The 21957-nt window shown below is 67.4% G+C and carries 21 protein-coding genes; 6 read left to right on the forward strand and 15 right to left on the reverse strand.

Features of this window, described 5'->3' with window-relative positions:
* Positions 1–9: 9 nt before the first annotated feature.
* The 3 genes from ACQR1L_RS23610 to ACQR1L_RS23620 form a co-directional block, all read right to left on the reverse strand.
* Complete coding sequence (locus tag ACQR1L_RS23610; RefSeq protein WP_434860321.1) at positions 10–1164, reverse strand: glycosyltransferase; 1155 nt, start codon at positions 1162–1164, stop codon at positions 10–12.
* 378 nt (positions 1165–1542) lie between these two features.
* On the reverse strand, positions 1543–2235 hold the full coding sequence (locus ACQR1L_RS23615; RefSeq protein WP_434860322.1) for a DUF2848 domain-containing protein: 693 nt from the start codon (positions 2233–2235) through the stop codon (positions 1543–1545).
* A 70-nt stretch (positions 2236–2305) separates the two neighbouring features.
* On the reverse strand, positions 2306–3631 hold the full coding sequence (locus tag ACQR1L_RS23620) for a DUF3422 domain-containing protein (RefSeq protein ID WP_434860323.1): 1326 nt from the start codon (positions 3629–3631) through the stop codon (positions 2306–2308).
* A gap of 1496 nt (positions 3632–5127) precedes the next feature.
* Between ACQR1L_RS23620 and ACQR1L_RS23625 the strand changes: the two genes are divergently transcribed.
* Both ACQR1L_RS23625 and ACQR1L_RS23630 read left to right on the forward strand, forming a co-directional pair.
* Positions 5128–6432, forward strand: a complete 1305-nt coding sequence (locus tag ACQR1L_RS23625) for a PQQ-dependent sugar dehydrogenase (RefSeq protein WP_434860324.1) — start codon at positions 5128–5130, stop codon at positions 6430–6432.
* Between the two features lie 63 nt (positions 6433–6495).
* Positions 6496–6669, forward strand: a complete 174-nt coding sequence (locus tag ACQR1L_RS23630; protein WP_434860325.1) for a hypothetical protein — start codon at positions 6496–6498, stop codon at positions 6667–6669.
* Between the two features lie 233 nt (positions 6670–6902).
* On the opposite strand, the gene ACQR1L_RS23635 is transcribed toward ACQR1L_RS23630, so the two are convergent.
* Positions 6903–7718 carry an NAD-dependent protein deacetylase gene (locus ACQR1L_RS23635; RefSeq protein WP_434860326.1) on the reverse strand — a complete coding sequence of 272 codons (816 nt, stop codon included), beginning with the start codon at positions 7716–7718 and terminating at the stop codon, positions 6903–6905.
* 111 nt (positions 7719–7829) lie between these two features.
* Between ACQR1L_RS23635 and ACQR1L_RS23640 the strand changes: the two genes are divergently transcribed.
* Entirely contained in the window at positions 7830–7982 is a 153-nt protein-coding gene (locus ACQR1L_RS23640) for a hypothetical protein (RefSeq protein ID WP_434860327.1), read from the forward strand.
* Between the two features lie 3 nt (positions 7983–7985).
* On the opposite strand, the gene ACQR1L_RS23645 is transcribed toward ACQR1L_RS23640, so the two are convergent.
* The 5 genes from ACQR1L_RS23645 to ACQR1L_RS23665 are packed head-to-tail and all read right to left on the reverse strand — an operon-like array spanning position 7986 to position 12666.
* Positions 7986–8891, reverse strand: a complete 906-nt coding sequence (locus ACQR1L_RS23645) for a polysaccharide deacetylase family protein (protein WP_434860328.1) — start codon at positions 8889–8891, stop codon at positions 7986–7988.
* Positions 8892–8895: 4 nt separating this feature from the next.
* Positions 8896–9693, reverse strand: coding sequence for an ABC transporter permease (locus ACQR1L_RS23650; RefSeq protein WP_315787225.1), 798 nt, complete (start codon positions 9691–9693; stop codon positions 8896–8898).
* On the reverse strand, positions 9693–10559 hold the full coding sequence (locus ACQR1L_RS23655) for an ABC transporter permease (RefSeq protein ID WP_434860329.1): 867 nt from the start codon (positions 10557–10559) through the stop codon (positions 9693–9695). Before ACQR1L_RS23655 ends, ACQR1L_RS23650 begins: the two co-directional genes overlap by 1 nt.
* Positions 10556–11635 carry an ABC transporter ATP-binding protein gene (locus tag ACQR1L_RS23660; protein ID WP_434860330.1) on the reverse strand — a complete coding sequence of 360 codons (1080 nt, stop codon included), beginning with the start codon at positions 11633–11635 and terminating at the stop codon, positions 10556–10558. The genes ACQR1L_RS23655 and ACQR1L_RS23660 overlap by 4 nt, the downstream gene beginning before the upstream one ends.
* Complete coding sequence (locus ACQR1L_RS23665; RefSeq protein ID WP_434860331.1) at positions 11632–12666, reverse strand: extracellular solute-binding protein; 1035 nt, start codon at positions 12664–12666, stop codon at positions 11632–11634. The genes ACQR1L_RS23660 and ACQR1L_RS23665 overlap by 4 nt, the downstream gene beginning before the upstream one ends.
* A gap of 197 nt (positions 12667–12863) precedes the next feature.
* Between ACQR1L_RS23665 and ACQR1L_RS23670 the strand changes: the two genes are divergently transcribed.
* The gene (locus ACQR1L_RS23670) at positions 12864–13610 is read left to right on the forward strand and encodes a GntR family transcriptional regulator (RefSeq protein ID WP_434860332.1); all 747 of its coding nucleotides are present in this window, start codon (positions 12864–12866) and stop codon (positions 13608–13610) included.
* A gap of 16 nt (positions 13611–13626) precedes the next feature.
* Here ACQR1L_RS23670 and ACQR1L_RS23675 read toward each other — a convergent pair whose 3' ends face one another.
* The 3 genes from ACQR1L_RS23675 to ACQR1L_RS23685 all read right to left on the reverse strand — a co-directional run bounded on the left by ACQR1L_RS23675 (position 13627) and on the right by ACQR1L_RS23685 (position 17755).
* Positions 13627–15222 carry a hypothetical protein gene (locus tag ACQR1L_RS23675; protein WP_434860333.1) on the reverse strand — a complete coding sequence of 532 codons (1596 nt, stop codon included), beginning with the start codon at positions 15220–15222 and terminating at the stop codon, positions 13627–13629.
* A gap of 97 nt (positions 15223–15319) precedes the next feature.
* Positions 15320–16822 (reverse strand): glycosyltransferase, encoded by a 1503-nt coding sequence (locus ACQR1L_RS23680; protein ID WP_434860334.1) that lies wholly within the window; start codon positions 16820–16822, stop codon positions 15320–15322.
* Positions 16823–17257: 435 nt separating this feature from the next.
* Positions 17258–17755, reverse strand: coding sequence for a YchJ family protein (locus ACQR1L_RS23685; protein WP_434860335.1), 498 nt, complete (start codon positions 17753–17755; stop codon positions 17258–17260).
* A gap of 340 nt (positions 17756–18095) precedes the next feature.
* Here ACQR1L_RS23685 and ACQR1L_RS23690 point away from each other — a divergent pair, with 340 nt between their 5' ends.
* Together ACQR1L_RS23690 and ACQR1L_RS23695 are read left to right on the forward strand one after the other, a co-directional pair.
* Positions 18096–19253, forward strand: coding sequence for a hypothetical protein (locus tag ACQR1L_RS23690; RefSeq protein ID WP_434860336.1), 1158 nt, complete (start codon positions 18096–18098; stop codon positions 19251–19253).
* A 531-nt stretch (positions 19254–19784) separates the two neighbouring features.
* A complete protein-coding gene (locus tag ACQR1L_RS23695) occupies positions 19785–20828 on the forward strand; it encodes a hypothetical protein (RefSeq protein WP_434860337.1) in 1044 nt (347 codons plus the stop codon).
* 18 nt (positions 20829–20846) lie between these two features.
* Here the strand turns inward: ACQR1L_RS23695 and ACQR1L_RS23700 are convergent, their stop codons facing one another.
* Genes ACQR1L_RS23700 through ACQR1L_RS23710 form a run of 3 tightly spaced genes read right to left on the reverse strand, consistent with a single transcriptional unit; the run spans position 20847 to position 21939 of the window.
* A complete protein-coding gene (locus ACQR1L_RS23700) occupies positions 20847–21194 on the reverse strand; it encodes a carboxymuconolactone decarboxylase family protein (protein WP_434860338.1) in 348 nt (115 codons plus the stop codon).
* A 2-nt stretch (positions 21195–21196) separates the two neighbouring features.
* A complete protein-coding gene (locus ACQR1L_RS23705) occupies positions 21197–21721 on the reverse strand; it encodes an RNA polymerase sigma factor (RefSeq protein WP_434860339.1) in 525 nt (174 codons plus the stop codon).
* Positions 21718–21939 (reverse strand): YgaP-like transmembrane domain, encoded by a 222-nt coding sequence (locus ACQR1L_RS23710; RefSeq protein WP_434860340.1) that lies wholly within the window; start codon positions 21937–21939, stop codon positions 21718–21720. Before ACQR1L_RS23710 ends, ACQR1L_RS23705 begins: the two co-directional genes overlap by 4 nt.
* Positions 21940–21957 lie beyond the last annotated feature (18 nt).

Consider the following 21957-nt stretch of genomic DNA (forward strand, 5'->3'; position numbering starts at 1 on the left):
ATATCAACACTACGCAATCAGCCGCGTCGCGCGGCCCTGATGGCCGTCACGGAAACTGTCGAGCTCCTCGTTGACCGCCGCGACGAACTGGCTGCGGAAGCGCTCGGCCGAGAAGAAGCTGGCGCGCTGGCGGCAATCGAGACGCGAGATCGTCTTCTCCTTGGCCACGAACGCCCGCACGCAGGCGGCGATCGCCTCGGGCTCGGGCGTCTCGAAGAACATGCCGGTCGGCCGCGGTCCCGTCGTGAGGATCGACTCCCGCGCGCCGCCGCGGCCGAGCGCCAGCACCGGCGCGCCTTCGGACTGCGCCTCGACCGGGATGATGCCGAAATCCTCCTCCGCCGCGAACACGAAGGCACGCGCGGTGGTCATGAGATCGCGCAATTGCTTGTCGGGCACGAAGCCGGCGAACGTCACGTTCGGCCCCGCGATCGCCTTCAGCCGCGCCGCCTCCGGGCCGTCGCCGGCCACGACCAGCTCGAGATCGGGCATCGTGTTGAAGGCGCGCACGATCGGCTCGATGCGCTTGTAGGGCACCAGCCGGCTCGCGGCGAGGAAGTGGTTGCCGACGGGCAGAATCGCATCGCGCTGCGCGATGGTCACCGGCGGATAGATCACCTTGGCGTCGCGGCCGTAGATCTTCTTGATGCGGCGGGCGACGAATTGCGAATTGGTGAAGATGGCGTCGGGGCCGTGCGCGGTGCGCGCGTCCCAGATCCGCATCTTGTGCAGCAGGGCGCGGGCGATCAGGCCTTTGACCCCGGTCGCGTAGCCGCTCTCCTGCAGATACTGGTGCTGCAGGTCCCAAGCATAGCGCATCGGCGAATGCACATAGGCGATGTGCAGCTGCTCCGGTCCTGTCAGCACGCCCTTGGCCACCGCGCAGCTGCTCGAAATGACAAGGTCGTAGCTCGACAGATCGAGCTGCTCGATCGCGAGCGGCATCAGCGGCAGATAGGACCTGTGATACTTCCGCAAGCCCGGCATGTTCTGCAGGAAGCTGGTGTGCGACTTTTCAAATCCCAGCCTGGCACGGTCCTCGGGACGCAGCAGGTCGAACAGCGTGAAGACGTCGGCGCCGGGATAGCAGCGCAGGATCTCCTGCAGCACCTTCTCGGCGCCGCCCAGAACGTAAAGCCAATCGTGGACGATCGCGACGCGCATCCCGCTCTCCCAAGTCCCGGGGTATTTGAACAAACCCTTAAGGGAGGCGTTCACGCGCACAAAACCAATCCTAAACTTCTAGTTAATCGCCCTTCTCCTCCGATCCATCGAATCGACTGCTATCAAGTAAGGATCAGTTAAGGATCGGCAAGCCGCAACGCGTCTCATGTCGAAACAGGCGTGTGCCGGACCAGAACGCGAAACCAGACTTTGGTCCGTGATGGCACACCGGGGCACCCTAGGCGGTCTTGCTTAACAGGCCCTTGCCGATTGCAACGCCTGCGCGCGCCATGATCAGTGGAGCCAAACCGCGACGACGCGCCGCGGTCTGTTGGTTAACCTTTATCGACGCACGCGAACGTGACCGCGCGCACGTGCTCAGCCGGCGATGACGAGCTGCGCGACCGTGTAGCCGTGACGGACGACGCGGTTCAGCACGGGATCAGCCAGCTCGAACTCGAAGCGGTCGGCGGGGCGGATGCCGCCTTTGGCGGCGAAGGTGCCGCCGAACATCGCGGTGCCCTCGGGCAGCCCGGCCTCGCCATAGCGGCGCGCGATCAGATCGGACGGCGCCAGCATGCCGCTCAGCGCGCCCTCCTGGTACAGCACGCGCTCGCCATTGATGGTCGCGTAGGCGCGCAGCATCAGCCGATCCCAATGCCCCAGGACGTCGTCGACCAACCACAGCTCGGGCGCGACCGGCTTGTCGCACATCTGCTTGGAGACGGTGATGTTGTAGGTCTCGACCTTGCGATCGGTATGATCGGAGCCGACGCCGACCAGCAGCCGGCCGCCGGATTTCATCAGCACGAACTCGACCTCGCCGGAGGATTCGCCGCCGGACACCTCGATAAGATCGGCTGTCGTCAGCCGGCTCGCGGCGACCTCGTAGTAGATCGGCGTCGAGGCCGGGCGGGAAATGCCGAGCTCTTCCAGCTCGGCGATGTGCTTGTCGCGCGCGACCGGATCGCGCCCGGTCCAGCCGGCGATGACGAGGCGGTTCAGCGTGACCGGCTGCCGCGCCGCTGTTCCGTCAGCGCGAACCAGAAAGTCGATCGTCGTGCCGCTCATCGTCGCCTTGCCCCTTGAAAACCAGCCTGCCGCTTAGCCGCCCCTGGGCATGCTGGCAAGCGCCCTGCCCTCACTCCTTGCCCGCCTTCTCCGCGTCGTGGTCCTCCTTCAGATGCCGCTTGCGGATCTGGTGAGTGGTGAACCAGATCAGCGCGATCGCGACCGGCACGAAGGCGGCGGTGGCGAAGCTCGGCTCGACATGCAGGCCGGCATCGTGCGCGCCCTTGGCGAGGTAGCCGAACAGGCTGACGACGTAGTAGCCGATCGCAGCCACCGACAGGCCCTCGACGGTGCTCTGCAGCCGCAGCTGCAGCTTGGTGCGCTCGTTCATCGAGCGCAGGAGATCGCGGTTCTGCTCCTCGAGCTCGACGTCGACGCGGGTGCGCAGCAGGTCGGCGGCGCGCGCCAGCTTGCGCGACAGGTTGTCCTGCCGCCGCTCCAAGGTGTTGAGCGTGCGCATCGCCGGCGCGATGCGCCGCGACAGGAACGACGACCAGCTCGAATAGGGCGTGATCGGCTCGCCCTCGATCACGGTGAGCCGCGCCTGCACCAGGTCCCAATAGGCGCGGCTGGCGCCGAAGCGGAACAGCGAGCCGGTGGCGCCGCGCTCCAGCGACGCGGCGAGTTCGGTGAGTTCGTCGAGCAGATGGTTGTTGATCTTCAGCGTCTCGGCGCCCTGCATCTCCGCCAAGACCTCACCGAGCCGCCGCTCGATGCGGTCGACCTGCGGCGCCAGCTCCAGCGCGGCGGGCAGGCCCAGCAGCGCCAGGGTGCGGTAGGTCTCGAGCTCCAGCACGCGCTGCACCAGCGCGCCCAGCCGCTCCGGCGTCGGCCCCTCGATGCACACGAGGATGCGGGTGAAGCCGTCGGCATCGAGACGGAAGTCGGAGGCGAGCGCGCCGATCGAGCCCTTCACGGCGACGAGCGCGAGACTGCTCTTGTCGAACAGCGCTTCCGCACGTCTGACCGGATCGGTGACGCTCTCGACTCCGAGCTTGACCGCGACCAGCAGCTCGCCGGACAGTTTCAGCGATGCGATCAGCGCCTGCAGCTCCGGCGCGATCTCGCCGAAAGCGAGCTTCGGCGCGTTGGCCGGCGGGCTCCAGATCCAGGTGAAGGTCGCGAACTCGGAATGCTGCTCCCAGCGCAGCCGCGCGGCGCCGATGACCACCTGGTGATGCTTGATGCCGGGCTCGGGCACGGGCGCGCCATGCTTTGCGCAGAACGACGCGAGGCTGTCGCGGTCGGCGTTCGCGCTGTCGCCTTTCGCCATGACGGCGAAGCGGATCACGGAGACCGGCGGCGTCAGCGGCGTAAAGGGGCGCGCATGAACTTCGTTGAGCACGCTCTCGCGTAAGCCATGCTGGGTGAAGGCGGAGATGTCCAGCGTGGTCATCGGCGTGCTCCGCGGCTCACCATGAACCGGACAGATGGGGAGATTTGCTTTGCTGGTCCCACTGCGATGCGCGCCGCATCCGATGCCGTCACGCGTGAAAAGATCACCCCCGCCATCCGCACTCCGCCTCCTCCAGTGATCCCGCCGCGCAACTCGCGCACACCGCAATTGTTGCAGCCAGTGTAGCGCAATTCGATGACGACGCCACGCTTTGCCAGTTCGAGCCCGCATCTCGCGGCTCGCGCGGTGCAACCTCTCCCCGCCCTTCGCGGGGGCGCGACGAGCTTCGCTCGCGCTGAGAGGTCGGATTGCGAAGCAATCCGGGTAAGGGGCACGGCACATACGACGCCACGTCGCAGGCTCATCGGACTCGTAGGCCGGTGCCCACGACATACACCACCCGTGCGGCCGCCCCTCACCCCGACCCTCTGCCCGTGAAGAACGGGGAGAGGGAGCGCACTGCCGGTGGCGCGGCAGATCGACTCTCACGTCTTGCATCTCCAACAATCCGGTCGGCATCGCCGCCGTCCATCACCAATGCATCCCACATACACACACCAAAGCGTCCCGCGGCGCTGGCACACCCGAGATCATGTTCGGCAACACCCTCCGAAAAGGCCGAGGGCGCAGGGAAGGCCGGGCCTCGACTGAGGCCCGTGGCCCGCCTGCGGAAAAAATTGCAGGCGGCAGGTACCACAGGTCCAGCCGGACAGACCCGGCCCTCCCTGCGCGATGGGTTTAACGGCTGCTCCGAGCTCTCCCCGGGGACCGGGCTTGTTTGCCCCCGTCACCTCGTGACACGTCATGTCAGCGAGGCTTAGCGCCAGCATCGGGGCGCCAGGACCACACGGCTTGACCGTCCGCGAACTGCCAATCGTCCAGCGCAAAAGCACCTGACAGGCCCGCGGCCACCGCTCCCCGCCTCAACGTATCGTGACGACGCGTACGCCCCTCTGCATGAGGACGGGATGGAGCGAGTAGAGCATGATTTCGGAAATTTAGCAAGAAGAATCGTCGAGACGCCGAGAGCCGTCCGCCGCAGGCCGTCGGCTATTCACCCCGCCCGACCCCTCCACGCAACGGGGCTAGTTTCAGCACACATCTTGGCCGCGACGGGATTTACCTCGCCCCGCTTGCGGGGAGAGGTCGGATTGCATCGCCAGATGCAATCCGGGTGAGGGGGGCTCTCCGCACGGTCGGTGGGTGTGGCTGCCCCTCACCCCAACCCTCTCCCCGTGAAGGACGGGGAGAGGGAGCCTACCATCCGTGCATGAAGTGACTGAATCCGACTTCGAGATGTGTTCTCACGCTAGCCCCGCAAGGGAGAGAAGAGCATTCGCAGCTCGTATGGCCGACATTCGTGGCGGGTTCCGCAGCCCCCGTCCGCGACGTACGCAGTTGTCACGATGGGCATGGTAGATCATAACAACGTCGTCTTCCGCCATCGCCCGATGGCCACTCGCCACATCCGTCTGCCCAAGCCCGACAGGACTCCCATGACCACGCTTTCCTCCATCGTCGCGCGCGGTGTCGCGCTGGTTGGCAATGCGGCGCTGCAGTGGCGCAAGCTGCAAGGGGATACGCCGCAGCCGGCGTGGGGGGCGGCGCCGCAGATTCCGCAGGCGAAGCCACAAGGGATGCTGCCGACGTTGAAGATGCCGACGGCGCGCGGCTGGAAGGACGGCGAGAAGCCGGTGGCGGCGCCGGGGCTGAAGGTGAATGCGTTCGCGACCGGGCTCGATCATCCGCGCTGGATCTATGCGATGCCGGACAAGTCGGTGCTGATCGCGGAGGCGACGCAGGTGCCGAGCCCGGTGCGCAACATGTTCGGCTATGCCATGCAGGCGACGATGCGCCGCGCCGCGGCGCTCGGCGTCAGCGCCAACCGCATCACGCGGCTGGTCGATGCCGACGGCGACGGCACCGCCGAGAAGCGCAACGCGTTCATGGAGAATCTCAGCCAGCCGTTCGGCATGGCGCTGGTCGGCGACACCTTCTATGTCGGCAACACCGACGGCATCGTCGCTTTTCCCTATAGCGCCGGCGCCGAGCGCATCAGCGCGCAGGGCAAGCGGCTGACCACGTTCAAGCCGGGCGGACACTGGACGCGCAGCCTGCTGGTCAGCCCCGACGGCACCAAGATCTATGCCGGCGTCGGCTCGCTCAGCAACATCGCCGAGCAGGGTTTTGAGGTCGAGGAAGGCCGCGCCTGCATCTATGAGCTGGATATCGCCAGCGGCGCGTCGCGCATCTTCGCGGCCGGACTGCGCAATGCGGTGGGGCTGGCGTTCGAGCCGAATACGAAGGTGCTGTGGACCGTGGTCAACGAGCGCGACGGGCTCGGCGACGAGACGCCGCCGGACTACCTCACATCCGTGCGCGAGGGCGGCTTCTATGGCTGGCCCTATTGCTACTGGGGCAAGACGGTCGACGACCGCGTGCCGCAGGACCCCGCGCTGGTCGCGACCGCGCTGACGCCGGACTACGCGCTCGGCGGCCACACCGCCTCGCTCGGCCTGTGCTGGCTGCCCGCGGGCACGCTGCCCGGCTTCCCCGATGGCATGGTCATCGGCCAGCACGGCTCGTGGAATCGCAGCAAGCTGTCGGGCTACAAGGTGGTGTTCATTCCGTTCGAGAACGGCAAGCCCTCCGGCCCGGCGCGCGACATCCTGTCCGGCTTCCTCGCGCCCGACGAGAGCTTCTCCTACGGCCGCCCGGTCGGTGTCACGCTCGGGCCGGACGGATCGTTGCTGGTCGCCGACGACGTCGGCAACTGCATCTGGCGGGTGACGGGGGCGTGACGGAACCGGGGTGACCTCGGGCCGTTGTCGCCGGGACAACGGAACAGTCCCGAGGAGATCCCCATGGCCGACAACGTCAATCCGAACCAGAAGCAGCCCGGCGAGCATCAAGAAGGCAAGTTCCACTACAATCCCGGCAATCAGGCCGGGAAGACCATCGATGTCGGCAAGCCGGAAGGCGAGCAGGTCAGCAACAAGGACCGCATCGAGCAGCGCGAGGAGCCGCAGTCGCGGTAGGTTGTTGCGCTCGTGTGAGCCCAGCTCTCGCACCGACGACGGTGCGCTCCCTCTCCCCGTCCTTCACGGGGAGAGGGTTGGGGTGAGGGGCAGCCACGCCCACCGACCGTGCTGAGAGTCCCCCTCACCCGGATTGCATCTGACGATGCAATCCGACCTCTCCCCGCAAGCGGGGCGAGGTAAGACCGAGCAAGCCGGAAGATCTCGCGCCTTACGCTGATTGGGCTTGCTAACTACCCCTCCAACAAAAACGCCAGCGCCTCGTCGCACGGCGCCTCGACCTTCAGCGACAGCAGATCATCCGCCCGCGTGCGGCCGAGATTGACGGCGGCGATGGGGATGTTGCGGTCGGCGGCGGCGCGGACGAAGCGGAAGCCGGAATAGACCATCAGCGAGGTGCCGACGACGAGCATCGCGTCGGCCTGGTCGACGTGATCGCGCGCGGTCGCGACCACCTCGCGCGGCACGGTCTCGCCGAAGAACACGACGTCCGGCTTCAGGATGCCGCCGCAGGCCTGGCAGGCCGGCACGGTGAAATCGGCGAAATCGACGCCGTCGAGATCGGCATCGCCATCGGGCGCGTCGGCGGCATCATGCGCGAGCCAGAGCGGATTGGCGTGCGCCAGTTCGTCCTGGAATTCGGCGCGTGACAGGGTCGCGCCGCACCCCATGCAGCGCACGCGGTCGAGCCGGCCGTGCAGGTCGATGACGTTGCTGGCGCCGGCGGCCTGGTGCAGGCGGTCGACGTTCTGCGTTACCAGCAGCGAGCTCCTGCCCTGCGCCTCCAGCCGCGCCAGCGCGCGATGCGCGCCGTTGGGCTGGGCGCGGCCGAAGCGGCGCCAGCCGACCATGCTGCGCGCCCAATAGCGCCGGCGCGTCTCCTCCGCGCCCATGAAGGCCTGATAGGTCACCGGCGGCGTGCGCTTCCACTGGCCGTCGGTGTCGCGATAATCGGGAATGCCGGAATTGGTGCTGCAGCCGGCGCCGGTCAGGACGACGATGCGGCTGTGGCTGTCGAGGAAGTTTTTCAGCGCGGTGGGATCGACCATGGCCTCGCACATGTAGTCGCCGGAACCGGTCTGCGCCAGACCGTCGCAGCACGGACGCGCCGGCCTGAACCAATGCGCGCCGCAGCTCTTATCCCGCCGGGAGGACCTGCCATGACGCCACGCAATGGACACGACCGGGGCCTTTGGCCGCTCGACGAAGCCGAGGCCGAGCTTCCGCCGGAGGACGAGCGCGATCTCGCCACCGGCGAAGGCGGCGACATCGAGCTGCCGCTGACGCCGGACGATCTCCCCGAGGACGACTGAGCCTCAGCGCGCCGGCGGCACGTTCGCCAGCCAGTGCCGCGCGATGTCAGCGCGCGGCGCGACCCAGGCGGCCCCGCTGCCGGTGATGTGCGCGAGGATGCGGTCGAGCGCGCCGATGCGGCCGGGGCGGCCGATCATCCGCAGATGCAGCCCGATCGACAGCATCTTCGGCGCGCTGGCGCCTTCGCGCGCCAGCCAGTCGAAGGCGTCGATGACGTAGTCGGCGAAATCGGCGCCGCGGAAACGCGAGCCATTGAAGAACTGCATGTCGTTGCTGTCGAAGGCATAGGGCAGCACGAGATGCGGGCGGCCGGCGACGTCGAGGTAGTAGGGCAGATCGTCGTTATAGGCATCGCTGTCGTAGAGGAAGCCGCCCTCCTCCACCAGCAAACGGCGCGTGTTCGGCGAGCTTGCCGAGCGCGTGTGCCAGCCGAGCGGCCGATGTCCGGTGACGTGCTGGATGGTTTCGACCGTGCGCGCGATCACGCGCCGCTCCTCGGCCTCACCCATGTCGGCGTGGCTCTGCCAGCGCCAGCCATGCGCCGACACTTCGTGGCCGCGCGCGACCGCATCGCGCGCCAGATTCGGCGAGCGCTCCACCGCGCGGCCACAGGCGCTGACCGTGACCTTGACGCCATGGGCGTCGAACAGGTCCATGATGCGCCACCACGCGGCGCGCGTGCCGTATTCGAAATGGCTGTCGATGCAGGGATCGGCGCCGTCGAGCCGGTGCACGACCTCATAGATCGCCTCGTTGCTGGCATCGCCATCGGAGATGGAGAACTCCGAGCCCTCCTCGAAATTCACCACCAGCGACACCGCGACGCGCGCGGAGTTCGGCCAGCGCGGGTGCGGCGGATGGCAGGCATAGCCGGAAAAATCGCGACGGAAGGCAGGTTGCGAGCTCATCGGGTCAATCCGCGGTTCCGGCCATGCGGTGCAGGCCGACCAGCCGATCGCTGATCAGCAGCAGCACCAGCGTGCCGGCGAGAATGAGGGTGGAGAGCGCGGCGAGCGTCGGATCGGGTGCCTCCTCGATATATTGCAGCATGCGGATCGGCAGCGTCTTGGAGCGGACATCGGTGAGGAAGATCGAAACCGGATAGTTGTCGAACGACGCCAGCAGGCTGAACAGGCCTGATATCAGGAACGACGGCGCCAGCGCCGGCACCATCACGCGCAGCACGCTGCCGGCATAGGTGCAGCCCAGCGTGCGCGCGGCCTCGATCAGGGTGAAGTCGAACCGCGAGAGGCCAGCGATCATGGTGCGCGCGACGTAAGGAAGGGTCACGACGAGATGCGCGACGAGCAGCGCGCTCCAGGTCGCGGTGAAGCCGATCATGCGAAAGTACTGCAGCAGCGCGATGCCGAGCACGAGGCCGGGCATCATCAGCGGCGACACCAAGAGCGTGCCGAGCGCGGTGGCGCCCGGCAGCCTGCCGCGGGCGATCGCGATGGCGGCGAGCGTGCCGGCGACCAGCGACAGCGCGGTGGACAGCACGGCGATCTGCAGCGACAGCCACAGCGACGGCCAGAAGCCGTCGAGCCGTCCGATGCGGCCATACCAGCGCGTCGATGCGCCTGAGAGCGGCAGGTCGAACACCGGCGTCGGCGAGAACGATGCGGCGGCAATCACGACCAGCGGCAGCAGCAGAAACAGCGCGAGCCCGATCGCGAGCACCCAGCAGATGATGATGGCTGTGCGCGTCATCATTTCGGCTCCCGCGACAGCATGGCGCTGAGCGCCACGACGATCACCGCAATCGCCAGCAGCACCACGCCGGCGGCGGCGCCGAAGCCGGGCTCGCGCGCCAGCAGATAGGCTTTCGCAATGGTGGTGGCGAGCGTCGGGTATTTCTCGCCGATCAAGAGCGTCGGCACGACATAGGCGGAGACCGACAGCGAGAACACCAGCGCCACGCCGGCGATGATGCCGGGCAGCGTCAGCGGCAGGATGACACGGACGAACACGACAAGCGGCGAGGCGCCGAGGGTCGCGGCGGCTTCGGCATAGCGGCCGTCGAGTTGCGCCACCACGGCGTAGATCGGCAGCACCATGAACGGCAGGAAGATGTTGACGGCGCCGACGATGAGCGCGGTCTGGGTGAAGATCATCCGGATCGGATCCTCGATGATCCCGAGCGCGATCAGCACGGTGTTGATCAGGCCGTCGCTGCGCAGCAGGATGGTCCAGGCGAAGGCCTTGACGATGACAGAGGCCGCAAGCGGCAGGAATAGAGTGGCGAGCAGGATCGAGCGCAACGGCCCGCGCGCACGCGCGAGCGCGAAGGCCGCGGGATAGGAGACGAGGAAGGCGATCAAGGTCGTCAGCAGGCCGAGCCGCAGCGAGTTCCAGATCACGCCGAGATAATAGGGTGTGCCGAGCAGCCGAACATAATGTGCAACGGTGAGGCCGCCCTTCGGGTCGAGCACGCTGACGCCGAGCAGCAGCGCCAGCGGCAGCACGAAGACCAGCGCTGTTATCAGCACCGAAGGCGCGACGAAGCCGAACGCGGCGAGCCGCTCGCGATCCGGCGCGGGCTTGACGACGGGCGCCGGCAGCACGGCGTCGGTCATGGCGATGCCTCCGCGGCGAAGGCGAAGGTCTCGGCGACCGGCCAGGCGAAGCGGACCTCGTCATGGACGCGCGGCAGCTCCGCCTCGCGGCCCGACAGCTCGGCCAGCAAGCTCGCGCCGGCCCCGGCGTCGACATCGACGAGAGTCCGCGAGCCCTGGAACACGACCGATCGCACGCGGCCGGCCGCGGAGTTCGCGCCATCGACAGCACCGAGACGCAGTTGCTCCGGCCGTGTCGCCACGATCACCGACGCGCCCGGCTGGAACGCGCCGCGCGCCGAGAGACGGCCGACAGGCGTAACGACGTCGACCATGCCATCCTGACCGCCAACCACCTGTCCCGCGATGCGCGTCGACAGGCCGACGAAGTTCAGCGCGAACAGGCTGGCCGGTCGCGCATACAGCTCGCGCGGCTCGGCGAGCTGCTCGATGCGGCCCTTGTTCATGACCGCGACGCGGTCCGACATCGTCAGCGCCTCGTCCTGGTCATGCGTCACGAAGATCGCGGTCGCCTTCACCTCCTGCAGCAGGCGGCGCAGCTCGACCTGCATCTCCTCGCGCAGCTTGCGATCGAGCGCCGACAGCGCCTCGTCGAACAGCAGCACGTCCGGCTCGACCGCAATGGCGCGCGCCAGCGCGACACGCTGCTGCTGGCCGCCCGACAGCGCCGAGATGCGGCGGCTGCCGAGATGGCCGAGCTTGACCAGCGAAAGCGCCCTCTCGACCGCGCGCCCGATCTCGGCCTTCGGCGTGCCGCGTACCTTCAGGCCGAACGCGACGTTGCCGGCGACGGTGAGATGCGGAAACAGCGCGTAGCTCTGGAACACGACGCCGACATTGCGCCGGTGCGGCGGCACATGGGTGACGTCGCGGCCGGCGAGCGCGATCGTGCCGCCGTCCGGCGGCGCGAGCCCCGCGATCGCGCGTAGCAGCGTGGTCTTGCCGCAGCCGGAGGGCCCGAGCAGCGTGACCAGCTCGCCGCGGCGGATCGTGAGATCGACGCGGTCGAGCACGGTCGCGGCGCTGAAACGCTTGGAGACTCCGCTGATGACGAGATGCGGCGCGGCTTCGCTCATGTCATCTCCTTGCTCCAGCGGTCGACCCAGCCGGCGCGGTTCTTGGCGATGAAGGCCCAGTCGGGTGCGAACAGCGAGGCCGGATCCGGATAGCCGGCGGGCAGCGGCGTCGCCTGGTTGGTCGGCGCGATGAAGGCGGTCTTGGCCAGGATGCTCTGGGCTTCGGGGCTGAGATAGAAGTCGATCACGGCGTCGGCGAGATCGCCGGCCGGAGCGCCCGTCACCTTGGCGATGCCCGACGGCATCGAGAAGCCGCCGTCCTTCGGGATGGCGAGATCGACCGGCGAGCCGTCCGCCTTGCGGATGAGCGTGTAGGCCGAGAACTGGCCGCCGATCATCCAGGCCTCGCCCTGCTCCAGCAGATTGATGGCCTGCGGCGCATTCGTGTAGACGTTCAGCAGATTGGCCTTCAGGCTCTTGATCTTCTTGAAGCCGGCGTCGATGTCGTATTGCGCTTCCTTGTAGGGCTTGCCGGTCTCGAGATGCGCGGCCGCCAGCAACGTCCAGAACCCTTCGGTGTTGGACAGCGACGGCACCACGATCTTGGAATCGTATTTCGCGTCCCACAGCTCGGCCCAGCTCACCGGCGGCGTCTTCACGCGCTTGGTGGAGTAAGCGATGCCGGCCCACGGCTTCTGGTAGTTGGCCCACATGCCGTCCTGGTGCACGGCGTCGCCGACCAGCTTGCCGAGATTGGGAATTGATGAGGACGACATCTTGGTGATCAGGCCTTCGGCCGCCGCGGGCAGCATCACCGGATCGTCCATGATCACGACCGAGATCTTCGGGCTCCCCTTGTCGGCCTGCATCTTCTGCAGATTGGTCAGCGAGTTCGTGCCCTCGTACAGCACCTTGCAGTCGAGCTTCTTCTCCAGCACCGGAAACAAATCGGCGTTGAAATACTTGGCGGCGCCGGCGGGACCGCCGATCACGATCTCTTTCGGGGCGGCGCGCACCAGCGCGGGCGCGGCGAAACTGGCGGCGAAGGCCGCACCGGTCTTGAGAAGGCTGCGGCGGGAGAAGGCGTGCATGAGGAAATCCCGTGTGAGCTGTCGCGTGGCTTGTAACGGGAGATCAGCAAGCGCCGTGCCAAATGTGCACATTTTTGATCTATCAGCTTTGTCAGAGGCTTGCGTTCCGCACCCGGTCAGGGCGCTGCCCGGCGCGAGGCAGAATGTGCACATTTTTTGGAGATGACCTGCCGCGCCTTTGGGCTTAGCAGTGGCGCATGACCATGGGCGTGCAGCGAATCGGAAAGGCCAATCCCGCCGAGGACGAGGCGGTGTATCAGGCCATTCTGCGCGCGCTGCTGGAGGGCAAGCTGAAGGCCGGCACCAAGCTCGCCGAGACGCCGCTGGCGTCGATCTTCGGCGTGTCGCGCGAGCGCATCCGGAAAGTCCTGCACCGGCTCGGCGCGGAGCGGCGGCTCGAGATGATCCCGAACCGCGGCGCCCGGGTGCCGCGGCCGACGCTCGAGGATGTCAGGCGGGTCTATGAGGCGCATCGGGTGCTCGAGGCCGGCGTGCTCAGCCAATTGGTGCTGCGGATCGACGATCTCCTGCTCGCCCGCCTCGACGCGCATCTCGCCGAGGAGCGCGCCGCCGCCCAGCGCGGCGACCGCGCCGCCTCGGTGCGGCTGTCGGGCGCGTTTCATGTCCATCTGGTCGATGCGCTCGGCAATCCCGAATTGTCGCGCATGCTCGGCGATCTGCTCAGCCGCTCCTCGGTGATGGTCTCGGTGTACGAGCCGGCGGCGCAGTCGATCTGCGCGGTCGACGAGCACGGCGCCATCGTCGCGGCGCTGCGCGACCGCGACCTCTTGCGCGCGATTGCGGTGTCGCGCGAGCATTTCCTGCATGTCGAGGGCCGGCTGCGGCTCGACGCCACCGAAAGCGCGGAGAGCGAGGATCTCGCGGCGGTCTTCGCACCGGTCAAGCCGCTGCGGCGCAAGACGCGATCGGCGCAATCGGGCTGACCGCGCCGGCGCATGGTCAGGTCCTCGACGGACCGCTCGGCGCGCACCAGGGCAGCGCCAGCCGCGGCAAATAGTAGCCGTTCCACTCGCAGATCGTCTCGGGGCCCTGGCGCTTCAGCGCCATCTTGACCGGCTCGGCCTGGCTGATGGCGACATGCAGCACCAGCAGCGTGGCGCCGATCGGATAGGCGAAGCGGGACAGGCGCAGGTCGATCAGGCGATCGAGCAGGATCATGCCGGCGATGACGATCAGGGGATCGGTGAAGACGAAGTACTCGACCTTCAGGCCGCGGCGGACGCCGAGCGTGTCGATGCCGATGGCCGCGAGCATCAGCAGCGTGGCCTGCAGCGCAGTCTGCCGCTCGCCGCGTCTGATAGCGACGACGATGCCGGGGATGATCAGCCAGGTCAGGAACACGGTGGGCCGGGCCGACGATTGCAGGATGAAGGTGTAGCGCCTGATCACACCGAGCACGCCGGACAGCAGCAGGCCGATGGCGCCGCTGATGCTGCCGGCGGCCTCGGGCGCGTCGACATAGGTGATCATCTTCTCCAGCGGATTGAGCACCACGACGACATCATTGAGGTCGTAGCTGAGATCAAGCGACAGCAGGCCCAGGCTTGCGCCCGCCACGGTCATGAGCAGGGCGGCGAGCGTCTCGGCCGCGCTCACGCGCCACAGCCGGGCGTACAGGACCATGCAGGCCGCGATGACCCCGAGCAGCGCGACCTGATAGACGCCGAAACGCCCCAGCAGCAGCGGCTTGAGGCCGGCCCCGGCGGCGTTGACAGCCGCAAGGCCTGTGGCGAGCAACGGCCAGGCGGCGGTCACCGCGACGATCGCCGCGAGAGCGGCGGCCAGCACGGCCGCCCAGGCCCGCGACGTCCGCCAGAACGCGACGCTGGCACTCGTCTCGCAGCCGAACGGTAGCAAGAGAACGGGGATCGCGGCGATGAGCAGGATCGCATGCACCTTGTTGGTGAGCCCGAGCATGCAGAGCAGCGCGGCCAGTCCGACCACGAGCGGGCGCGCGGGACCGGCGCGGCGCGCGGCGATGATCAGCAGCATCAAAGCGAGGATGCAGAACGACGCGGCGATCATCTCGCTGCGCAGGATGCGCAGATGCATCTGCACGCCGCCGGAGAATGCGAAGGCGGTCACGGCGAGCATGGCGATGCGCCAGTCCGACACGAGACGGCGCGCCAGAGCGGCGAAAGCGATGAGAATGCCGCTCGCGGTGAGCAGCGCGGCGACGCGCCCGGCATGGACCGCGGATGTCATGGCCGCGTCGAACGCGGCGCGATCCGACGCCGGCGGGATCGCCGACAAGGTCCAGGCATCGAGCAGGCCAAGACGGTGAAGACCGGCGAACCAGGCCTTGACCGAGAGGATGGTGAGGTAGGCCGGGTGATCGAAGAACGCCTGCGCGCCGCCGTCGTTCATGGCAAGCGCGTTGTAGATCACCATGAAGTCCATGTCGGCATTGCGCCAATAGACGGTGAAATAGCCGGCGGCGACGAACGAGACGATGGAGATCAGCAGCACGATCGCGACGCCGCCGCGCCAGCCGAACGGGGTCAGGCGGTCGAGCGGGTCCTTGCTCTTGATCATGCCGACATCGCACAAGCCAGGCGAGCGGGCGCGCCGCAAACGACGCACGATGTCACGTCCAACCGCGACGGTGTCGCGCGCATCGCGCCCGCCATGCTCAGATCGCCTTGATCTTGAAGAACGCGAACACGACCATCTTCAACAGCATCCAGCCGTGGCGGAAGCGGGAGATCTGGGTTTCGCCGTAGCTGCGCGCGGCGTAGCGGATCGGCAGGTCGATGGTCTTGAGGTTCAGTTTCGAGGCGCCGAAGATCAGGTCGAAATCGCCGAACGGATCGAAATCGCCGAAATAGGCCTTGCCGGCCTTGAGCCTGAGATAGTCGCTGCGGCGGAGCACCTTGGTGCCGCACAGCGTGTCAGTGTAGCGCTGGTTCAACAGCCAGGAGAACAGATAGGAGAACGTCTTGTTGGCGATCAGGTTGAGGAAGCGCATCGCGCCCTCGTCCATCGGATAGACCAGGCGCGAGCCGTTGATGAACTCGCCCTTGCCCGAGCGCAGCGCCTCGAAGAATTTCGGCAACTGCTCCGGCGGCATCGTGAGGTCGGCATCGAGGATCATCAGCACGTCGCCGCGGGCGGCGTCGAACGCGGTGAACACCGCATCCGCCTTGCCCTTGCCGGGCTGGCGCATCAGCTTGATGTCGTGATCCGGGAAGGCCGCACGGACCCGCTCCATCTCCTCATAGGTGCCGTCCCTGCTGTGGCCCTCGATGAAGATGATCTCGATATCCTGGCAAAACGCGGCGATGCGCTGCACCGCCGGCTCGATGTTGCCGCGCTCGTTGCGCGCAGGGATCACGACGGTGGCCGAGCGGACGTCGTCGCCGACGGCGCGCATCGACCTCGCCACGACGTAATGCCGCAGCGACAGCGCCCGCAGGCCGGGCAGCACGCTGAGGAAACGGTTGGCGAAGCGGCCGACGCCATAGAGCCGCAGCGGCGACAGCACGCGCTGCTCCGATTTCACCGGATCGAAGTCGGCGAGGACCGCAAGATTGCGCAGATCCGCCGGCGACAGCACGTTTTGCTCCGGCTGTGGCATGCGCCAGCCCATCGCCTCCGCGGCCTTCAGCAGCGGATACCAGAGGTGCGAGAAGTAGCCGATGACGAGCCGGGTCTCGCGCGTGCACAGCGGATGCAACTGTTCGATGAACTGCTGGCAATCATCCAGCGAGCCGATTGTGTCGAGCACCAGGATCGCATCGAACGGGCCTGTGACGGCCGCGAGCGTCGCCGGATCCTCGGCATCGCCGGCGACGAAGGTGAGATCGGGATGGCGGGCGCGCGCGATCGCGATCTGCGCCTCGCTGAAGTCGATGCCGACCCCGTAGGACGGCGCCAGCGCGGCCAGGGTATCCCCGAGGCCGCAGCCGATCTCCAGCACGCGGCTGCCCGGCGGAATCAGGAAACGCAGATAGCACTCGTCCTCGCCGTGGAAGAACGCGGCCTTGTCGCGCCAGCCCGCACGCTCGTCCGCGAAGCGGTTGGCATGGTCGAGGATGGCGGCCTTGCGCGGCGACAAGGCCTGTTGCGCCGGCGTCTGGATTGCTGCAGCCGGCGGTCTCGCGTGCTGCATGACTTCGTCGTCCAACTCCGCCACCTGATACCATCCTCGTTGGGAACTACGTCCTTCTAGGCCAGCCCGGTTGGGCGGAGTCAAGGCGATGCGGAGACGTGCTCCACGATGTTCGCAACGAGGCGCCGCAACAGGACAAACATTCGAAATGATTAGACATCAGCCGGCCACACCAGGGCAGCCGGCATCATCGATGCCGCGCCGGACGGGCCCGATCTCTTGCTTCTCGTTCGCGCTCGCAAATGCGAGGGCGCCAGGACCACACGGCTTGACCGTCCGCGAACTGCCGGCCGTCATGCGCAAGCGCACCGGAGAGGCCGCGGCCACGCTCCCCGCCCCCGCGTATCGTGATGACGCTCAGGCCCCTCGGCACGAGAACGAGATACGGGGATCAAACCGCAACTTCTGAACATGCCAACGTGAAATTTCGCCTGTTCCGAACCGAACGCCCAGCGCAGCTCAACGCCCGCAGCAGAATTTGTATTTCTTCCCACTGCCGCATGGACATGGCTCGTTGCGTCCGACCTTGGCCGGCGCAGCTGCCCGCTTCGGCTCGCTGACCACCGCCCGCGTCTCGCCCTCGACGAAGCGCCAGGCGCCGTCACCATCGCGACGGAATTGCGAGACCTCGTGATGCTCGATCGTCTTGCCGCCCTCGCGATAGGTTGCAACGAAGCTGACGACACCGTCGGCGTCGTTCTCCTGCCCGCGCGCCGTCGAGACCACGCGCAGACCGACCCAGGTCGCACGCGTCGCCCAGCCCTTCGCGGCGGCGGCATCGAAGGCGCCGCGCCGGTCGGCCGCGAGCGTGGCTTCGATGTAGCCGATGTCGCCGCGCGTATAGGCCGTGTAGCGCGAGCGCATCAGGGCTTCAGCGGTTGGCGGCGAGACATCGCCATTCAAATAGGGACCGCAGCAGCGATCGAAGGGAAGCGGTGATCCGCAGGGGCATTGCATCGCGCGAGGCTAGCACTGATGCGGCGCGATGAAAATCGAGGGCCGATGGCGACGCATCGGTGGCGGCAGTCGTCACCGGCGGCTCTGCCCTCAACAGATGGCGCCGCGTGATACCAAATACCTCCAGAGGTGCGAACCGGCTGCGAATTTGGCCGTCATTCCGGGGCAATCGTCGGTGCGCCGCGAAGCGCCTTCGCATTGACGATTGAACCCGGAATCTCGAGATTGTTGAGAACGGTCGCGAGCCAATCTCGGGATTCCGGGTTCAAGGCCTACCGGCCTTGCCCCGGAATGACGGGGGATGTGGCGTAGAATAACAAATAGCTTGGGGACCCGCATCTTGAACAGCATCGTGACCAGATGGGCCGCGGCAGCCCTTGCGCTGGTCGCCCTCCACGCCGGTCATGGCTCTGCGACGGAGCCGCCGCGTGCCAAACCGGACGCGCGGATCCAGCGCGCCGTCTTTGCCGACGAACGGCTCTGGCTGCTCAGCAGTGGCGGCCGGCTGTCAAGCATCGCGGAAGGCGGCCAGCGGACTGACGTGGCGACGCCGGATCGGGTGATGACGCTGTTCGTGCAGGATGGGCGGGCAGCGATCGTGACCTGCCCCTGGGCGTCCTACGCACCACTCGTGCCGAACGGACGGTGGACGGTGCGCCGCTGGAGCGACAACGATTGGGAGGTCGTTGCCGAAATCGTGTCGCGGGGAGATGCGCTGGTGGCCGCGGCTTCAAACATTGTGCTAACCGACAGTCGATTGATCGATTTCACCGACGGACAACAATCCGAGACGGCTCTCACCCTGCCGTTCTCCGCCATCTCGCAGCCGCTGTTCGATCCGTCGAAGCCATTGGACGAGCAGCAAGCCCAAGCGGCCTTTCCCCTTCCGCTGACCTACCTTTACCAGCTCGGATCAGGCCCCGCGAAGCCGCTGAAGCACTGGCCGGTCGAGGCCGTCCTGGTCACGCCGGAATATGTCTTCGTCGGCTACAACGCGGGCGAGTTTGGCGGTGGCCTGCAGCGTATCGATCGCGCGACCGGTGTGGTGTCCGATGTCGGCCGGCTCGACTCCCCTGTGAATGGCATCGCCACCGTGCCCTGGAAGCCGGACTGTGTCGCAGCCGCGATCGGCCTCATACACATGTTCGCATCTGGACAGCTCGTGGAGGTCTGCCACGACCAGGTTCGGCTGCTCTACGAACGCCAAATCCCGGAGCAGATCGTCAGAGACACGAATGGGCGGATCGGATCGATTCCGCAGCATACGACCGCCTTCTTCGGGCTGCAGCGTCAAGGTGAGGATCTGCTCGCAGTGGGCCATGACGGCCTTTACCGGATCGGCCCAGGCGACCGCGCCCACCCCATCCCGCTGCCGGAGTTCAAGAAGGTCGGCGGGGCCGGCGTAAGCTTCGACATTGCAAACCTCGTACTCGTGCTGACAACCGTCAACGAACGTCACTCCCTCAGTGGCAGCACACCCATACTTGTCCCGCGCTAGGCGGCACAGAGGGCCTCGGCGAGGACCTCGGACGACGTCAATAGGTCGCGGCCATGACGTTTCGTTCGATGATCGCACGAGGCTGCCGCTTGCGCGCGTAAGTCCGGACCCCGACGCGATTGCTCAGCTGCCGGTTGTGACTCCAAAGACGCAGGTCGCTACTCTTCACAACTGCTGTTCGCCCTACACGCGCCACGCGGTTTCGAAACCGGCGAATCCGTGTTAACCATTGGTTAAGAACAAGGGTGTTGGGCGCACGGCTGACCTGCCCGGCCCCGCGCGACCAAAACTTTCCGGGCGCCGCCTCATTACGTGGCGCCTGTGACCGCAGCCCACCGCATCATCGGCGGTGCGGGCGCGTGAGACGCCAACGATTTCTTCGCGCGACGCCAGCCAGGCCGCAAGAAACTGGGCCCGTCTTCCTCGGGCCGCTCTGCTCACCTCCCGATTTGATGTGCCCCGATGCCGGCGCGATGAGCGTTGCGTGCAAACGCAGACTCGTGCCCATCGCCAACCGCTGGAGCAGCCCCGATGGCTGAAGAGTCCGTCGCGTCGATCATTCCCTGGCGAGAGCCGAAGACGGCCAAGCCGCGCCCGAAGCGTCCCAAGGCCGTCAAGCCGCGCCCGAAGGCGGAGAAGGCCGACAAATCCGACAAGATCAAAGCCGCGCTCGATGACGAGATGCTGGCGTCCGAGACGCTGATCATGCCGGACTTCCTGGAGCTCGTGAACGAGCCTGCGAAGACGCCGGCGAGAACGCCCGCTGTCGCGGAGACGCCACGGACGGAAGCCGCCGCCAGCGCTGCCGCCGCGGCGATCTCCGCGCCGGTGCCGCCTGCCGCGGTGGCGCCGCGCGAGACGGCACCGCCGATCGACGGCGAGATCGTCCCAGCCACCGCACCCATCGCGCCGGCCAAGATCGAACGCCCGCGCCTCACCGTCTCCTCGGTGCTGCTGCAGCTTTCCGCGCTCGCGCTGGCGGCCGTCGGCATGGCCATGAACGGCTGGTTCGCGCATTCGCTGGGGTCGAACAGCACCGCCGGCACCATGTTTCTCGCGATCGGCGTGACTGCCGATCTCGTCGCACTGGTGATGCCGACCTGCACCGCGCGGCTGTGGCATGCGCGGCACCGCGCCTCGGCGCTGGCCGGCTGGACGGTGTGGCTGATGACCTTCGTGTTCGCGCTGACCGCGGGCATCGGCTTCGCCTCCACCAACATCAGCGACGTGACCTTGGCGCGCGCCTCGCGCGTGACGCCCGCCATCCAGACCGCGCAGACCGCGCTGAACGATGCGATGGCCGCGCGCGACCGCGAGTGCAAGGGCGGCGTCGGCAAGTTCTGTCGCGAGCGCGAGGCCGCCGTGGCGGAGCGCCGCCAGGCGCTGGACGCGGCGATGGCCACGGTGAGCCAGACTGCCGATCCGCAGACCCAGGCTGCGATCAAGCTGGTGGCGTGGGTCACGCAAGGGCGGCTGACGCCGTCCGCGGACGATTTCGCGATGCTGCGCCTGATTCTGCTGGCGCTGCTGCCGCAACTCGGCGGCATCCTGCTGATGGTGGGGCGGCGGGTGTGAGATCGACGGCAAGACCGCTCAGCCCTTCTCTTTGAGCGCATTCCCGTCGAACAGCCGCAGCGCGAGCAGCGCATGCGCCAGCGTGCCGCCGGCGCGCACGGCGGCCGCGATCATCGCGGTCTCCGCCAGCTCCTCGCGCGTGGCGCCCGCCTTGACGGCCGCCGCGGTGTGCACGTCGAGGCAGTAGGCGCATTGCGTGGTCAGCGCCACCGCAAGCGAAATCAGCTCGCGATATTTCGGCGGAATGGCGCCGTCGGCGCGTTCGCAGGCGTGATTGAAGGCCAGGAACGCCTTGGCCTCGGCCGGTGCCAGCGCCACCAGTTGGGGCACCGACTGGATGTCCGACGGCTTCTGATAGTCGGTCATGATCAGCCTCCGAGATATTCGCGCAGCAACTGGCGGGCGCGATGCAGGCGCGCCTTGGTGGCCTGCCGGGACAGGCCGAGCCGGCTCGCGATCTCGTCGATCGTCATCTCCTTGAGATCGCGCATCAGCACCACGTCGCGATAATGCGGCGGCAGCGATTCGAAGGCGGCGGCGAGATCGAGCCGCAGTTCGGCCTCCGGCCGCGCGGCCAGACGCGCAACAAGGGCGTCGTCATCGGCGTCGTTGACCAGGCCGAACTGTCGCGACAGCCGCATGCATTCGCGGCGGACCACGCGATAGAGCCATGACGACAGCGCCGCGGCCGCGCGGATGCGGCCGACATGCCGCGACAGCAGCCACAGCGCCTGCTGGGCGGCGTCCTCGGAATCGGCCGAACTCCGGCACGACGCCCGGGCATAGCGGCGGATGTCCGGCTGCGTCAGCGTCAGCAGGCGCACCATGGCGTCACGATCGCCGAGCCGGGCGGCCTCGAAGGTGGTCTCATCGGTGATCGGCATCGCGCTCATGACCGGCCGCCTCTCGCGGTCTCCGTGCCGATGCCGATGACGGCGCAGACCGGACAATAGCCGACCGCCCCTGACAGCGCGAAGGCGACACCGCCAGCCGCCGCCAGCCAGGCCGCCGCTCCGCTCAGGGCCGTGACCGCCACCGCGGCCGCGCCGAGCCCGACGGCGAGCCGGGCCCATCGATGCGGCCGTGCCAAATTCCTGCGAACCCATGCCATGACAATCCCTCCGCTGTG

Origin of the sequence: Bradyrhizobium sp. HKCCYLR20261, from assembly GCF_051168435.1 — a bacterium.
Classification (GTDB): Bacteria; Pseudomonadota; Alphaproteobacteria; order Rhizobiales; family Xanthobacteraceae; genus Bradyrhizobium.

What these genes read in the sequence shown, in the direction of transcription:
- ACQR1L_RS23645 (WP_434860328.1), bottom strand. Translation starts at nt 8,891, where the DNA reads ATGAGCTCGCAACCTGCCTTCCGTCGCGATTTTTCCGGCTATGCCTGC.
- ACQR1L_RS23660 (WP_434860330.1), bottom strand. Translation starts at nt 11,635, where the DNA reads ATGAGCGAAGCCGCGCCGCATCTCGTCATCAGCGGAGTCTCCAAGCGT.
- ACQR1L_RS23650 (WP_315787225.1), bottom strand. Translation starts at nt 9,693, where the DNA reads ATGACGCGCACAGCCATCATCATCTGCTGGGTGCTCGCGATCGGGCTC.
- ACQR1L_RS23670 (WP_434860332.1), top strand. Translation starts at nt 12,864, where the DNA reads ATGACCATGGGCGTGCAGCGAATCGGAAAGGCCAATCCCGCCGAGGAC.
- ACQR1L_RS23655 (WP_434860329.1), bottom strand. Translation starts at nt 10,559, where the DNA reads ATGACCGACGCCGTGCTGCCGGCGCCCGTCGTCAAGCCCGCGCCGGAT.
- ACQR1L_RS23625 (WP_434860324.1), top strand. Translation starts at nt 5,128, where the DNA reads ATGACCACGCTTTCCTCCATCGTCGCGCGCGGTGTCGCGCTGGTTGGC.
- ACQR1L_RS23640 (WP_434860327.1), top strand. Translation starts at nt 7,830, where the DNA reads ATGACGCCACGCAATGGACACGACCGGGGCCTTTGGCCGCTCGACGAA.
- ACQR1L_RS23630 (WP_434860325.1), top strand. Translation starts at nt 6,496, where the DNA reads ATGGCCGACAACGTCAATCCGAACCAGAAGCAGCCCGGCGAGCATCAA.
- ACQR1L_RS23695 (WP_434860337.1), top strand. Translation starts at nt 19,785, where the DNA reads ATGGCTGAAGAGTCCGTCGCGTCGATCATTCCCTGGCGAGAGCCGAAG.
- ACQR1L_RS23615 (WP_434860322.1), bottom strand. Translation starts at nt 2,235, where the DNA reads ATGAGCGGCACGACGATCGACTTTCTGGTTCGCGCTGACGGAACAGCG.
- ACQR1L_RS23685 (WP_434860335.1), bottom strand. Translation starts at nt 17,755, where the DNA reads ATGCAATGCCCCTGCGGATCACCGCTTCCCTTCGATCGCTGCTGCGGT.
- ACQR1L_RS23620 (WP_434860323.1), bottom strand. Translation starts at nt 3,631, where the DNA reads ATGACCACGCTGGACATCTCCGCCTTCACCCAGCATGGCTTACGCGAG.
- ACQR1L_RS23610 (WP_434860321.1), bottom strand. Translation starts at nt 1,164, where the DNA reads ATGCGCGTCGCGATCGTCCACGATTGGCTTTACGTTCTGGGCGGCGCC.
- ACQR1L_RS23675 (WP_434860333.1), bottom strand. Translation starts at nt 15,222, where the DNA reads ATGATCAAGAGCAAGGACCCGCTCGACCGCCTGACCCCGTTCGGCTGG.
- ACQR1L_RS23635 (WP_434860326.1), bottom strand. Translation starts at nt 7,718, where the DNA reads ATGGTCGATCCCACCGCGCTGAAAAACTTCCTCGACAGCCACAGCCGC.
- ACQR1L_RS23700 (WP_434860338.1), bottom strand. Translation starts at nt 21,194, where the DNA reads ATGACCGACTATCAGAAGCCGTCGGACATCCAGTCGGTGCCCCAACTG.
- ACQR1L_RS23705 (WP_434860339.1), bottom strand. Translation starts at nt 21,721, where the DNA reads ATGAGCGCGATGCCGATCACCGATGAGACCACCTTCGAGGCCGCCCGG.
- ACQR1L_RS23710 (WP_434860340.1), bottom strand. Translation starts at nt 21,939, where the DNA reads ATGGCATGGGTTCGCAGGAATTTGGCACGGCCGCATCGATGGGCCCGG.
- ACQR1L_RS23665 (WP_434860331.1), bottom strand. Translation starts at nt 12,666, where the DNA reads ATGCACGCCTTCTCCCGCCGCAGCCTTCTCAAGACCGGTGCGGCCTTC.